Raw genomic sequence first — 14,134 nt, 5'->3', positions numbered from 1 at the left:
CTTTATACAGTAATAATAAGCCCGGTTGTTACCGGTTTTTTTTATGGCATAGAGATTGATTTATTAGCATAGCGGTATAGGTGTTATGCCAAAGAACCGTTAATTATCAAGGTAATAGCAATAAAGACTTTTATCTTGCAGTACTATTTAATGACAAAATGACTTAAAAAAAAACATGTCAAATCAAAAGATACTCACATTAGACAATTTGTCACTTCATGAAATCGATACCGATGCGGAATTAATCCCTTTAATGACGCCGGAAGACGAGGAAGAAATGAACAACGAAGTGCTTCCGGATGATCTGGCCATCTTGCCATTGCGCAATACGGTGTTGTTTCCGGGTGTTGTGATTCCAATCACAGCGGGAAGAGATAAATCCATTAAATTAATCAACGATGCAAATGCTGCCGGTAAAATCATCGGAGTAGTGGCGCAAAAAGATGAAAACGTTGAAGAGCCAACTGCGGCCGATATTAATACAATTGGTACCGTGGCACGTATTTTACGCGTATTAAAAATGCCGGACGGAAATACTACGGTGATCCTTCAGGGGAAAAAGCGTTTTGAAATCGACGAGATCACAACCGAAGAGCCGTATTTAAAGGCTACGGTTAAAGAAGTACCGGAAAAAAGACCGTCAGATAAAGACAAAGAATTCAACGCCATTATCGATTCGATAAAAGAACTGGCGATTCAGATTATTAAAGAGAGTCCGAATATCCCTACGGAAGCGACTTTTGCGATCAAAAATATCGAAAGCAAATCCTTCCTGGTCAATTTCGTTTCCTCGAATATGAATCTGATGGTTCACGAAAAACAGGGATTACTGGCAATTAATGATCTGACAGATCGAGCGCTGGAAACGCTGCGTTATATGAACCTGGAATTGCAGAAGCTGGAGCTGAAAAACGATATTCAGTCCAAAGTGCGTTTTGATCTTGATCAGCAACAACGGGAATACTTCCTGCAACAGCAGATGAAAACCATTCAGGAAGAATTGGGCGGTGTTTCCTATGAGGAAGAAATCGAAGAAATGCGTCAGAAAGCCAAATCTAAAAAGTGGGACGATAAAATAAAAGCTCATTTTGAAAAGGAATTGGCGAAAATGCAACGCATGAATCCGCAGGTGGCCGAATTCTCGATTCAACGAAACTATCTGGAGTTGTTTTTAGAATTGCCTTGGAATAACTATTCCAAAGATAAATTCGATTTAAAACAGGCGCAGAAAATATTGGATCGCGACCATTTCGGACTGGAAGATGTTAAAAAGCGAATCATCGAACATTTAGCCGTATTAAAGTTACGTAACGATATGAAATCGCCGATTTTGTGTTTGTACGGCCCTCCTGGTGTCGGAAAAACATCGATCGGAAAATCGGTAGCCGAAGCCTTGGGAAGAGAATACGTTCGTATTTCCCTGGGGGGATTACGCGATGAAGCGGAAATCCGCGGACACCGTAAAACCTATATCGGAGCAATGCCGGGACGTATCATTCAGAGTCTTAAAAAAGCGGGAACGTCCAATCCGGTATTTGTACTGGATGAAATCGATAAATTATCAAGTAGTCATAACGGTGATCCGTCATCGGCTTTATTGGAAGTGTTGGATCCGGAGCAAAATTCCGATTTCTATGATAATTTCCTGGAGATGGGTTACGATTTGTCAAAAGTGATGTTTATTGCAACATCCAATAATATGTCGACCATACAACCGGCCTTACGCGATCGTATGGAAGTGATCAACATGACAGGTTATACGATTGAAGAAAAAATAGAGATTGCCAAACAGCATTTGGTTCCAAAGCAATTAAAAGAACACGGACTGACAACTAAAGATCTTTCGATTGGTAAAAAACAAATCGAAAAAATTGTGGTGGGTTATACCCGTGAATCCGGAGTGCGAGGATTGGAAAAACAGATTGCAGCTATGGTGCGCAATGCAGCCAAATCGATCGCAATGGAAGAAGAGTACAATGTTAAGGTAACCGATGAAGATGTTATTAAAGTATTGGGTGCTCCGAAAATGGAACGCGACAAATACGAAAATAACGAAACAGCAGGTGTGGTAACCGGATTGGCATGGACCAGTGTAGGTGGTGATATTTTATTTATCGAATCGATTATTTCCAAAGGAAAAGGAAATATGACCATGACCGGTAATCTGGGGACGGTTATGAAAGAATCGGCAACCCTTGCGCTGGAATATATCAAATCGAATGCCGAGCAATTGGGTATTAATCCGGAAGTGATTGCGAATTATAACGTACATATTCACGTACCGGAAGGTGCAACGCCAAAAGACGGACCAAGTGCCGGTGTGGCGATGTTAACGTCACTAGTATCCAGTTTTACGCAAAGAAGGGTTAAAAAGAGTCTGGCGATGACCGGTGAAATTACCCTACGTGGAAAAGTATTACCGGTTGGCGGCATCAAAGAAAAAATTCTGGCGGCAAAAAGAGCCAATATTAAAGAGATCATCCTGTGTTATGAAAATAAAAGAGATATCGATGAAATCAAACCGGAATATCTGGAAGGATTAACGTTCCATTATGTAAAAGAAATGAGTGAAGTGCTGGAAATCGCGATAACAGATCAAAAGGCAAAACATGCCAAAAAACTGATCGCCGAATAAAAACAGCTAATGCATTATAAAAAAGGCATAAGTCGCGCGAATCGGCTTATGCCTTTTGTCTTTTATTTTTTACTGTAAATAAAAAAATAATATCTTCGCATTTGCGTTATATAATTTCAGAAACGACCACCATAAACAATGGCAAAAAAAATACTGACTTCATTTTTTCTAATCCTGACAGCTCTTTCCTATGGGCAGATTGGTGGAAAATATACCTATCAGTTTCTGAATTTAGTGACATCACCCCGTCAGGCAGCGTTGGGAGGGAAAACCGTTACGATTTATGACAACGATGTAAACCAGGCTATTTATAACCCCGCTACGATTAATGTGGAAATGGATAACCATCTTTCGGTTAACTATGGTAGTTACTACGGAGAAGTGACCTATGGTACGGCGGCCTATGCCTATACCTGGGATCGTCACGTGCAAACCTTTCATGCCGGTGTAAACTATGTAAATTACGGTACTTTCGAAGGATATGATGAAACCGGAAACCGTACGTCCGATTTTACCGGTAGTGAAATCGCCCTTTCCTTCGGGTATGCTTATAATATTCCGTGGACCGACATTCATATCGGTGCCAATGCCAAACTAATCTCATCCACGCTGGAAAGCTATAACTCTTTTGGAGCCGCGGTCGATCTGGGTGCCATTTATGTAGATGAAGACAATGATATTAACATCGGTTTAGCAGTGCGAAATGTAGGAATGCAGATCACGACCTATGCCGGTTTACAGGAAAAACTACCATTGGAAATCATCGCCGGAATTTCGCAGCAAATGGAAAATGTACCTATTCGCTGGCACCTGACACTCGAAAACCTACAACAATGGAATATCGCTTTTTCCAATCCGAACCGGGCCGAAAGCAGTATCGATGGAGAAGTACAGGAAGAAAAAGTATCCTTTATCAATAATGCCTTGCGCCACGTAATTCTGGGAGCCGAATTATTTCCGGGAAAAAGTCTTAACTTCCGTTTGGGCTATAATTTCAGAAGAGGAGAAGAACTTTCGATAACCGATCAACGTACCTTTGCCGGAATTTCTGCCGGTTTCGGATTGCGTTTCAACACCGTAAAATTTGACTATTCCTATTCGCGTTATACTTCGGCAGGGAATACCAGTCTTTTTGGACTTACCATTAACTTACAATAAAATACAAACGTTTTGAAAAAAATTACCATAGCAATAGATGGGTTCTCATCCACGGGGAAAAGTACGCTGGCCAAACAACTGGCAAAAGAACTGGGATATGTTTATGTGGATACGGGAGCCATGTACCGTGCGGTAACCTTATTTGCCATGCAACAGGGATTGATTTCCGATAGCCATTTCGATAAAGAACAACTCATTGCTGCTTTACCGCAAATTAGTCTGCAGTTTCAGTTTAATCCGCAATTGGGATTTGCCGAAATGTATCTGAACGATCAGAATGTGGAAACCGAAATCCGTACACTCGAAGTTTCACAACAGGTAAGCCGGATTGCTGAAGTATCGGAAGTACGGGCAAAACTGGTCGAACAACAACAGAAAATGGGCGCCGATAAAGGTATTGTAATGGATGGACGGGATATCGGCACGGTCGTATTTCCGGATGCTGAATTAAAAATCTTTATGACTGCCAGTCCGGAAACCCGCGCACAACGCCGTTTTGATGAGTTAACAGCTAAAGGGCAACAGGTTACCTATGAGGATGTGTTGCAAAATGTAGTGGGACGTGACAAAATCGATACGAGTAGGGAGGATTCTCCGTTGGTAAAAGCCAATGATGCGTATGAAGTAGACAATTCCAATTTAAGTCGGGAGGAACAATTTGCGTTAGTGTTAAAACTAGCGATGGAAAAAGGATCCTGATTCATTTAAAAATAAAATCCAGAATAGGATGCGGTTCGTTTTATAGCGCATTTTATTTTGGATTTCCTGTTTTTATTAATAGATTTACCAGCTTTTTTAAAAATTAAAACGAATCTAATACACAAAATTACACCACATAATGACTATAAAAAATCGTCTTATCCTGATGAACTTCTTCCAATTCTTTGTTTGGGGGGCGTGGCTTATCACCATAGCAAATTATTGGTTTGGAACTAAAAACTGGGAAGGAACCCAATTTGGTTTGGTTTTCGGAACCATGGGAATTGCTTCTTTATTTATGCCAACACTAACGGGGATCATTGCCGACAGATGGGTGAATGCGGAAAGATTATACGGGATATTGCATATATTATACGCAGGGGTATTGTTTTCGTTACCACAGGTAGCTACACCAACGACTTTTATTTATGTGATGCTTTTGGCGATGTGTTTTTACATGCCAACCATTTCGTTATCCAATTCCATTTCCTATACGGCTTTAAAGCAAAACAGTAATGATGTGGTAAAAGATTTCCCGCCCATCCGTGTTTTCGGAACGATTGGATTTATTGTAGCGATGTGGATTACCAATCTTACCGGAAATAAAGCAACCGAATACCAGTTTTATATTGCCGGTATTGCAGCATTAATTCTGGGATTATACGCTTTTACATTACCAAAGTGTAAGCCACAGCGATTAATTAGTGAGAATGCTTCTTTATCGGAAACCTTAGGATTGGAAGCCTTTAAATTGTTCGCCAACTATAAAATGGCATTGTTCTTTATCTTTTCCATGTTTTTAGGCGGCGCTTTACAGTTAACGAATGCCTATGGTGATGTGTTTTTAGATGAATTCAAACATTTTCCAAAATACGCCAATTCGTTTGTAGTAGAATATTCTACCATTATCATGTCGATTTCACAGATCTCGGAAACCTTGTTTATTTTGGCAATTCCGTTTTTTTTAAAACGATTCGGAATCAAACAGGTAATGTTGATCAGTATGTTGGCCTGGGTATTGCGTTTTGGATTATTTGCCTTTGGTGATCCGGTAACCGGTTTGTGGATGATTGTGATGTCGTGTATCGTTTACGGTATGGCCTTCGATTTCTTTAATATTTCGGGATCGCTATTTGTAGAAACCAACACCAGTGCTAAAAACCGTTCGTCGGCTCAGGGATTGTTTATGATGATGACCAATGGTTTCGGAGCGGTATTGGGTAGTTTTACTTCCGGATGGGCAATTGATAAATATTTTACCAAATCGTTTTCAAACACTACAGACTTAGCTGCGTATTTACAAACGGAACCAACCAACGGATTAATGAATGAATTTGTAAAAGGACATGGCGTAGAAATTTCGGCAGATGGACTTTTCAGTAATCCGATTTTTATGAAAGACTGGCATCATATCTGGCTGACATTTGCAGCTTACGCACTGATTATCGCTATTGCTTTCGCACTGATGTTTAAACACAAACACGATCCGAAAGACGTACAAAATATAGGACATTAACAAAGAACCGGTTAAAAGCCGGTTTTTTTGTATCCGTTTCCGGGAAAAAGATTTTAAATACGACGGTAAGCTGTTGTTTTGGAACGGAATAAAGTTTTGTAAATCAAAAAAATAGTTTTACCTTTGCACACCTTTTGGCGAAGACGAGTTTCCTTTAGGTATCAACAATTTATGTAAAACACTTCTGTTGTTTTCGATCGCATTAAGAGACTCAGGAAAACACAGAATACAAATTTTTTATCAGACATGTCTGAACAAACAAAAACACAAGACGAGTTTTTAGCGAATTTTAACTGGCATAACTTCGAAGAAGGTATTGATGCTGTTGACGAAAAAAACTTACAAGAATTTGAAGATTTAGTAGCAAAAACTTTTATCTCTACTGACGCTGAGGAAGTAGTAGAAGGAGTAGTAGTAAGAATTACTGAAAGAGATGCTATCGTTGACATCAACGCTAAATCTGAGGGTGTAATTTCATTAAATGAATTCCGTTACAACCCGAACTTAAAAGTAGGTGACAAAGTAGAAGTATTGATTGACGTTCGTGAAGACAAATCAGGTCAGTTAGTATTATCTCACAAAAAAGCACGTACCATCAAAGCTTGGGACAGAGTTATCGCTGCTAACGAATCAGGTGAAATTGTTAACGGTTTCGTTAAATGTAGAACTAAAGGTGGTATGATCGTTGACGTATTCGGAATCGAGGCATTCTTACCAGGATCTCAAATCGACGTGAAACCAATCCGTGACTACGATCAGTATGTGAACAAAACAATGGAATTCAAAGTTGTTAAAATTAACCACGAATTCAAAAACGTTGTTGTATCGCACAAAGCGCTTATCGAAGCAGATATCGAAGTACAGAAAAAAGAAATTATCGGTCAGTTAGAAAAAGGACAGGTGTTAGAAGGAGTTGTGAAAAACATCACTTCTTACGGTGTATTCATTGACTTAGGAGGTGTAGACGGATTAATCCACATCACTGACTTATCTTGGAGCCGTATCAACCACCCAAGTGAAGTATTGGAATTAGACCAGAAATTAAACGTTGTAATCCTTGATTTCGATGATGAGAAAACAAGAATTCAATTAGGTTTAAAACAATTAAACGCACACCCATGGGACGCTTTAAATCCAGACTTAAAAGTTGGTGATAAAGTAAAAGGTAAAGTAGTTGTAATCGCTGATTACGGTGCATTTATCGAAGTTGCAGAAGGTGTTGAAGGTTTAATCCACGTTTCTGAAATGTCTTGGTCTACACACTTACGTTCGGCTCAGGACTTCGTAAAAGTTGGAGATGAGGTAGAAGCTGTAATCCTTACATTAGACAGAGAAGACAGAAAAATGTCTTTAGGTATCAAACAATTATCGCAAGATCCTTGGACGGATATCACTGCTAAATACCCTGTAGGTTCTAAACACACAGGAATCGTTAGAAACTTCACTAACTTCGGTATTTTCGTAGAGTTAGAAGAAGGAATCGACGGATTAGTATATATTTCTGACCTTTCCTGGACTAAGAAAATCAAACACCCATCTGAATTTGTTAACGTAGGTGATAAATTAGATGTAGTAGTATTAGAATTGGATGTTGAAGGACGTAAATTATCGTTAGGTCACAAACAAACAACTGCTAATCCTTGGGATCAGTATGAGGATGCTTTCGCTGTTGGAACAATCCACAACGGAACAATCTCTGAAATCGTTGACAAAGGAGCTACGGTAGAATTTGGTGATGATATCGTTGCTTTCATTCCTACACGTCACTTAGAAAAAGAAGACGGAAAGAAATTGAAAAAAGGTGATGTAGCTGACTTCAAAGTAATTGAATTCAACAAAGAATTCAAAAGAGTAGTAGCCTCTCACACAGCTATCTTCCGTGAAGAAGAAGAGAAAAATGTGAAAACTGCTGAAGCAACTATGACATCGACTAATAATGCTGAAAAAACAACATTAGGAGATATCGATGCATTAGCTGAATTAAAAGCTAAAATGGAAAAAGGAGAGTAATCCCTTATCTGAATAATAATTTTAAAAGTCCCGGGTAATCGGGACTTTTTTTTGTTTTATTACATTTGAAAAAAAGTAGTTTAAGTTTTTTTTATCTTTTTTAAAACCATAGTTACAAAAGTTCCGTAAATGACTATATAAACAATTAAAAAAATCATTTATGAAAACTTCAAAAATTTTATCCGTAGCTTTTGTGGCTTGCGCATTATTCTTCGGAACAGCATCTTTTGCACAAAAAGAAAAAACCGTAACCGTAGGAGGTGCTCCGATGTACCCTTCCAAAAACATCATTGAAAATGCAGTAAACTCAAAAGATCATACCACATTAGTAGCCGCTGTTAAAGCCGCCGGATTGGTAGAAACATTGGAATCAAAAGGGCCTTTTACGGTATTTGCGCCAACCAATGCAGCCTTTGCCAAACTACCAAAAGGAACCGTGGAAACACTTTTAAAACCCGAAAATATAAAACAACTGCAAACCATTCTGACCTATCATGTTGTGGCGGGAAAAATGAATGCTGCTGATGTGGATAAAGCCATTAAAGCCGGAAAAGGAAAAGCCACGCTAAAAACCGTTAGTGGAGGAACGTTAACGGCCTGGATGAAAGGAAAAGATCTGTATATAACGGATGAAAACGGTAAAAGCGCAAAAGTGACTATTGCCGATGTGAATCAGTCCAATGGAGTAATCCATGTTGTAGATGCGGTTTTATTACCGAAATCATAATAATGTCTGTTACAAATTAATATTCTCCTGATTGACTTTTATGTATAAAAGCATCCTCCAGAAATTGAAAGTCCCGATTTATTCGGGACTTTCTTATTTTGGATTGGAAATAAAAATAGCTGAATTGGGATGGAAATGTCTTGTTTTGGGGGTGATTGTTTAGTAGGTAATGGGCTTGATTTCAATAATTTATTTGTAAATTAGTGTATCTGTGCCCATAAAATAAGTTTTCGCCAAAAGAGGAGTATGAATTGTCAGAAAAATGAAGAACTTGATATTTTTGCAGTAAAAGCATTTATACAGAATTCATGTCATGAATATGTTACAACACATCAGGTAGTGTGTTTTGCTATAATTAAGCGTATCTACCGACGGGTTTTGGCCGGATATCGGTTTGGATCGATTAAAGTGAACAACGGAGCGTTAATAACCGATGGAAATCATCGTTATATTGCTTATAAATTAGCCGGTATTGGTATCGATACTATCAAATCCGGTTGTTCTTTTTCGGATATAAGGCGGTCATTTAAAGATATAAAAATCGATACAAAAGAAGATTGGGATTACAATTGTCCGTATAACAGAAAGTATTGTGATGATGATTTTCTTTCCGATTTTGAAAAAATAATATAGAATACTAAAATGAAAATTTTTCTCGACATCGACGGGGTAATGGTACATGCGAATCCGCAAAGAAAAGTGGATATGGCACAGGATGGTTTTTATCAATTCAATACAATAGCAGTTGCGATATTAAATGAGATTATCGGTAAAGTAAAAAAAGTAGAATTGATTTTATCGACGTCACATCGCTTTCGTTTTCCTGTTTTAGAATGGATAGAAATCTTTAAAAGAAGAAAGATATATGCCGATACGATTTCTATTTTAGATATTCCGCAGGAAGAAAGATTTACAAGAAAAACCGAAATTGTAAATTGGATGAATAAATGTAAGTATAGTCCGGAAGAAGTACTTATTATTGACGATGACAAATCGTTAAACGGATTACCTCAAAACTTAAAAGAAAGATTAGTACTGACCAATCCTTATACCGGTTTAAATAGCACCAGTTACAGTGATTTGGACAGAATTCTAAAATAAAATACCGGGCTATAAATAAAAAGTCCCGAATAAATCGGGACTTTCATTGTATTGGTAGTTCTTATCGCAAAGTAGCGCCCAATTCCTTTTCGAAATTGGCTTGTAATTTTTGCATAATTTTATCGATCTGAACATCGGTTAGGGTTTTGGAATTATCCTGAATCGTAAAGCTTACAGCGTACGATTTTTTACCTTCCGGTAAGTTGTTACCTTCGTATACGTCAAATAAATTAACGTCTTTTAAAAGCGATTTTTCAGTCTGTTTAGCGATTGTCAGGATTTGATCAAAAGCAACGGACTGATCCAGTAATAACGCTAAATCACGACGTACTTCCGGATATTTCGGGATTTCCACAAACTTGATCTTAGTGGATAGTAATTTTAAGATAGCACTCCAGTTAAAATCGGCAAATAAAACCTCCTGTTTGATGTCGAAATGTTTTAAAATCGATTTTTTAGTCGTACCCAATTCTACGATAATATCTTTTCCAACCGATAGCGCGGTACCTTCTGCAAAAATATCATTATCCAAAGGTTGTGTAGTGGTTTTCTCAATTCCTAAACGGGAAAGAATACCGGTTATATAGCCTTTAAATAAGAAGAAATCCGAAGGTTGTTGCGGAGTGATCCAGCTTTCCATTAATCGGTTTCCGGTAACAAACAGGGTTAGGTGTTTGTTTTCTTCATAACCGGATGGTAATTTATGATAACTTTTTCCGAATTCAAATAATTTCAAGTCGCTGCGTTTTCTGTTGATGTTAAACGAAATGGCTTCCAATCCGCTGAAAAGTAACGACTGACGCATAGCGGAAAGGTCATTACTCAAAGGATTTAACATTAATACATTAAATTCTTCTTTTAATTTTTCAGACAATTTTACATACTCCGGAGACGTTAGTGAATTGGCCATCATTTCATTAAAGCCTTGTGAAACCAATTGGTTGGCAATAATATTCTGAATTTTATAATCTTCCGTACGGGACGAATTCGAAATCGAAGCGTTTAATTTTGGTGTAAAATTAATGTTGTTGTAGCCATAAACCCGTAGGATTTCCTCAATTACATCAATCTCACGATGTACATCCACACGGTAAGCAGGAATCGTTAATCCCAAACCGGCATCGGATACACTGTTTACTTTAATGTCTAGCGAAACCAGGATTTTTTTGATGGTTTCTTTGGATAATTCCTGTCCGATGATTTTGGTTACGTTGTTAAAATTTAACAACACGGAAAAATCCTCGATCTTTTTCGGATACAGGTCAATTACATCAGAAGTGATTTCACCACCGGCAACCTCCTGAATTAATAAAGCGGCACGTTTTAAGGCGTATTCTGTAATTGTGGGATCGATACCTCTTTCAAAACGGAACGACGCATCAGTGCTTAACGTATGACGTTTGGCTGTTTTACGAACGGAAATCGGATTAAAATAAGCACTTTCCAGGAAAATCGCAGTTGTGTTTTCGGTAACACCGGAGTTTTTACCGCCAAATACACCGGCAATACACATTGGACCGTTATCGTCGCAAATCATTAAATCTTCTTCGTGTAAGGTGCGTTCTACATCGTCAAGCGTAACGAATTTGGTACCGGCTGCAACCGTTTTTACGGTTACTTTACCACCCTTTATTTTTGCCGCGTCAAACGCATGTAGTGGTTGTCCCAGTTCATGTAGAACATAATTGGTAACGTCAACGACATTGTTTTTCGGAGTTAATCCGATTGCTTTCAAACGGTTTTGCAACCATGACGGTGATGCTTTTACCGTAATACCAGAAATGGTAACACCGCAATAACGTGGTGCCAGTTTATTATCTTCGACCTTAATGTCGATTTTTAAGGTACGTTTTTCAACTTTAAATTTGCTCACAGAAGGTGTGATCAATTCTGTATGATTGATGTTTTTCTGAATCAATCCGGCTCTCAGGTCACGGGCAACACCCAAATGACTCATCGCATCGGCACGGTTTGGCGTTAATCCGATTTCGAAAACTTCATCCGTTTCAATATTAAAAACTTTAGAAGCCGGCGTACCTGGTTTTAAATCCTCGGCAAGGATCATAATTCCGTCGTGGCCTTCGCCTAAACCTAATTCGTCTTCGGCACAAATCATACCGTGACTTTCCTCACCGCGAATTTTCCCTTTTTTAATTTCGAAAGCAACACCTTCTTTGTCGTATAATTTGGTCCCGATCGTCGCTACGGCCACTTTTTGTCCGGCAGCAACATTCGGCGCACCACATACAATCTGTACCGGAGTACCTTCGCCCAGATCAACGGTAGTTACCCGTAATCGGTCGGCATTTGGATGCGGAATGCAAGTCAGTACATGACCCACAACAACACCTTCAAGTCCTCCTTTTAAACTTTCATACTTATCCACGCCTTCTACTTCCAGACCTAAGTCGGTTAGTAAAGCAGCGGTGTCTTCAGAATTCCAATCTAATTTTATGAATTGTTTTAACCAATTGTATGATATACGCATTGCAGTAAAATTTAAGGATGCAAATATACGTATTGTCGGGCGTAGAATAAAGAAAAGTTGCGCTTTTTTAAACCGGATATGATCTTTTTTAGATTGATGATTGTTTGTGAAATCGCAGGATTTATAAAGGAATGTTTAAAAAATTAAAACAAAAAAAATGCAACTGAAAAAAATATGCTATTGATTGAAAGAATAATGCTATTTTACTGTTTGCAGAGCCCGTAAATTTGAATAAACGCAAAAAACAATTTTATGAGCAATGTAATTCAAAGACCACAATTTAAAGAAAAATATGATAATTTCATCGGAGGTAAATTTGTTCCTCCTGTAAAAGGCGAATACTTTGACAATGTATCCCCGATTGACGGAAAGGTATTTGCCAAAGCGGCCCGATCGACCAAAGAAGACATTGATCTGGCACTTGATGCAGCCCATGAAGCTTTTAAAACCTGGGGAAAAGCATCGCCCGCTTACAGAAGTCAGGTCTTAAATAAAATTGCCGATATTATGGAAGCCAATCTGGAATATCTGGCTACCGTAGAAACGATTGATAACGGTAAAGCGGTTCGCGAAACCCTGGCGGCCGATTTGCCTCTTTGTATTGATCACTTTCGCTATTTTGCCGGTGTAATCCGCGCCGAAGAAGGAACGATATCCGAACACGACGAGAATACTGTAAGCATTTGTCTGCACGAACCATTAGGAGTTGTTGGGCAAATTATCCCGTGGAATTTCCCATTGTTAATGGCCACCTGGAAAATTGCACCGGCTATTGCGGCAGGTAACTGTACCGTTGTAAAAGCAGCGGAGCAAACCCCGGTTTCGATTTTGGTGTTAATGGACCTGATTAAAGATGTCGTACCACCGGGAGTGATCAATATTGTAAACGGATTCGGAATTGAAGCCGGAAAACCATTGGCGACTTCGCCTCGTATTGCGAAAGTGTCTTTTACCGGAGAAACAACGACAGGTCGATTGATCATGCAGTATGCGGCGGAAAACATCATCCCGTCGACAATGGAGTTAGGAGGAAAGTCACCGAATATTTTCTTTAAATCCGTAGCCGATGCTGATGATGCCTTTTTTGATAAAGCGGTAGAAGGTGCGGTGATGTTTGCGTTAAACCAGGGCGAAATTTGTACGTGCCCGTCGCGTATGCTGGTACATGAAGCTATCTACGATCGTTTTATGGCGAAAGTAATTGAAAGGGTAAAAGCGATTAAAATTGGACATCCGTTGGATAAAACCGTGATGATGGGAGCGCAAGCCTCGAATGATCAGTATGAAAAAATCCAATCGTACCTAAAAATCGGAAAAGAAGAAGGTGCCGAAGTATTGGTTGGAGGTAATGTTAATCAGTTGGAAGGGGAACTTTCAGGAGGTTATTATATCGAACCAACCGTTTTTAAAGGAACGAATACAATGCGAATCTTCCAGGAAGAGATTTTTGGCCCGGTAGTTTGTGTGACGACATTTAAAGACACGGAAGAAGCGATTGCTATTGCCAACGATACACTATACGGATTAGGTGCCGGTGTCTGGACACGTGATGCGCATGAGTTGTATCAGGTTCCGAGAGCCATTCAGGCCGGAAGGGTTTGGGTAAATAATTATCATGCGTATCCGGCACATGCGCCGTTTGGTGGCTATAAAAAATCCGGATTCGGAAGAGAAAACCACAAAATGATGCTGGAACATTACCGTCAGACTAAAAACATGCTGATTTCATACGATAAAAATAAACTAGGATTCTTTTAATTTTTTTCAAAAACAAAACCACAATTAGTTTTCCTCCCAATG

At 38.9% G+C, this 14,134-nt stretch carries 10 protein-coding genes; 9 read left to right on the top strand and 1 reads right to left on the bottom strand.

All coding sequences use genetic code 11. The features are described 5' to 3' along the window. Window positions 1-175 precede the first annotated feature (175 nt). From lon to ABFU83_RS07495, 8 genes are all read left to right on the top strand, one after another. A complete protein-coding gene (lon, locus tag ABFU83_RS07530) occupies window positions 176-2,635 on the top strand; it encodes an endopeptidase La (protein WP_347069918.1) in 2,460 nt (819 codons plus the stop codon). Window positions 2,636-2,773: 138 nt separating this feature from the next. After that, complete coding sequence (gene porQ / locus ABFU83_RS07525; RefSeq protein ID WP_347069917.1) at window positions 2,774-3,793, top strand: type IX secretion system protein PorQ; 1,020 nt, start codon at window positions 2,774-2,776, stop codon at window positions 3,791-3,793. Window positions 3,794-3,805: 12 nt separating this feature from the next. Beyond that, entirely contained in the window at window positions 3,806-4,492 is a 687-nt protein-coding gene (gene cmk / locus ABFU83_RS07520; RefSeq protein WP_347069916.1) for a (d)CMP kinase, read from the top strand. A 139-nt stretch (window positions 4,493-4,631) separates the two neighbouring features. After that, entirely contained in the window at window positions 4,632-6,008 is a 1,377-nt protein-coding gene (locus ABFU83_RS07515; RefSeq protein ID WP_347069915.1) for a nucleoside permease, read from the top strand. Between the two features lie 246 nt (window positions 6,009-6,254). Continuing rightward, window positions 6,255-8,018: a 30S ribosomal protein S1 gene (gene rpsA, locus ABFU83_RS07510; protein ID WP_347069914.1), complete on the top strand. Its 1,764-nt coding sequence runs from the start codon at window positions 6,255-6,257 to the stop codon at window positions 8,016-8,018. A gap of 160 nt (window positions 8,019-8,178) precedes the next feature. Next, entirely contained in the window at window positions 8,179-8,745 is a 567-nt protein-coding gene (locus ABFU83_RS07505) for a fasciclin domain-containing protein (RefSeq protein ID WP_347069913.1), read from the top strand. Window positions 8,746-8,991: 246 nt separating this feature from the next. Then, window positions 8,992-9,378 carry a hypothetical protein gene (locus tag ABFU83_RS07500; protein WP_347069912.1) on the top strand — a complete coding sequence of 129 codons (387 nt, stop codon included), beginning with the start codon at window positions 8,992-8,994 and terminating at the stop codon, window positions 9,376-9,378. A 9-nt stretch (window positions 9,379-9,387) separates the two neighbouring features. Further along, window positions 9,388-9,846 (top strand): HAD domain-containing protein, encoded by a 459-nt coding sequence (locus ABFU83_RS07495; protein ID WP_347069911.1) that lies wholly within the window; start codon window positions 9,388-9,390, stop codon window positions 9,844-9,846. A gap of 61 nt (window positions 9,847-9,907) precedes the next feature. Here ABFU83_RS07495 and pheT read toward each other — a convergent pair whose 3' ends face one another. Next, a complete protein-coding gene (gene pheT / locus ABFU83_RS07490) occupies window positions 9,908-12,334 on the bottom strand; it encodes a phenylalanine--tRNA ligase subunit beta (protein WP_347069910.1) in 2,427 nt (808 codons plus the stop codon). A gap of 252 nt (window positions 12,335-12,586) precedes the next feature. Here pheT and ABFU83_RS07485 point away from each other — a divergent pair, with 252 nt between their 5' ends. Beyond that, window positions 12,587-14,092 (top strand): aldehyde dehydrogenase family protein, encoded by a 1,506-nt coding sequence (locus ABFU83_RS07485; RefSeq protein ID WP_347069909.1) that lies wholly within the window; start codon window positions 12,587-12,589, stop codon window positions 14,090-14,092. Window positions 14,093-14,134 lie beyond the last annotated feature (42 nt).

This window comes from Flavobacterium sp. WV_118_3 (assembly GCF_039778605.1).
Classification (GTDB): Bacteria; Bacteroidota; Bacteroidia; order Flavobacteriales; family Flavobacteriaceae; genus Flavobacterium.
This window is presented reverse-complemented; position numbering and strand designations above follow the sequence as displayed.

What these genes read in the sequence shown, in the direction of transcription:
- ABFU83_RS07515 (WP_347069915.1), top strand. Translation starts at nt 4,632, where the DNA reads ATGACTATAAAAAATCGTCTTATCCTGATGAACTTCTTCCAATTCTTT.
- ABFU83_RS07500 (WP_347069912.1), top strand. Translation starts at nt 8,992, where the DNA reads ATGAATTGTCAGAAAAATGAAGAACTTGATATTTTTGCAGTAAAAGCA.
- rpsA (WP_347069914.1), top strand. Translation starts at nt 6,255, where the DNA reads ATGTCTGAACAAACAAAAACACAAGACGAGTTTTTAGCGAATTTTAAC.
- ABFU83_RS07505 (WP_347069913.1), top strand. Translation starts at nt 8,179, where the DNA reads ATGAAAACTTCAAAAATTTTATCCGTAGCTTTTGTGGCTTGCGCATTA.
- lon (WP_347069918.1), top strand. Translation starts at nt 176, where the DNA reads ATGTCAAATCAAAAGATACTCACATTAGACAATTTGTCACTTCATGAA.
- porQ (WP_347069917.1), top strand. Translation starts at nt 2,774, where the DNA reads ATGGCAAAAAAAATACTGACTTCATTTTTTCTAATCCTGACAGCTCTT.
- pheT (WP_347069910.1), bottom strand. Translation starts at nt 12,334, where the DNA reads ATGCGTATATCATACAATTGGTTAAAACAATTCATAAAATTAGATTGG.
- ABFU83_RS07495 (WP_347069911.1), top strand. Translation starts at nt 9,388, where the DNA reads ATGAAAATTTTTCTCGACATCGACGGGGTAATGGTACATGCGAATCCG.
- ABFU83_RS07485 (WP_347069909.1), top strand. Translation starts at nt 12,587, where the DNA reads ATGAGCAATGTAATTCAAAGACCACAATTTAAAGAAAAATATGATAAT.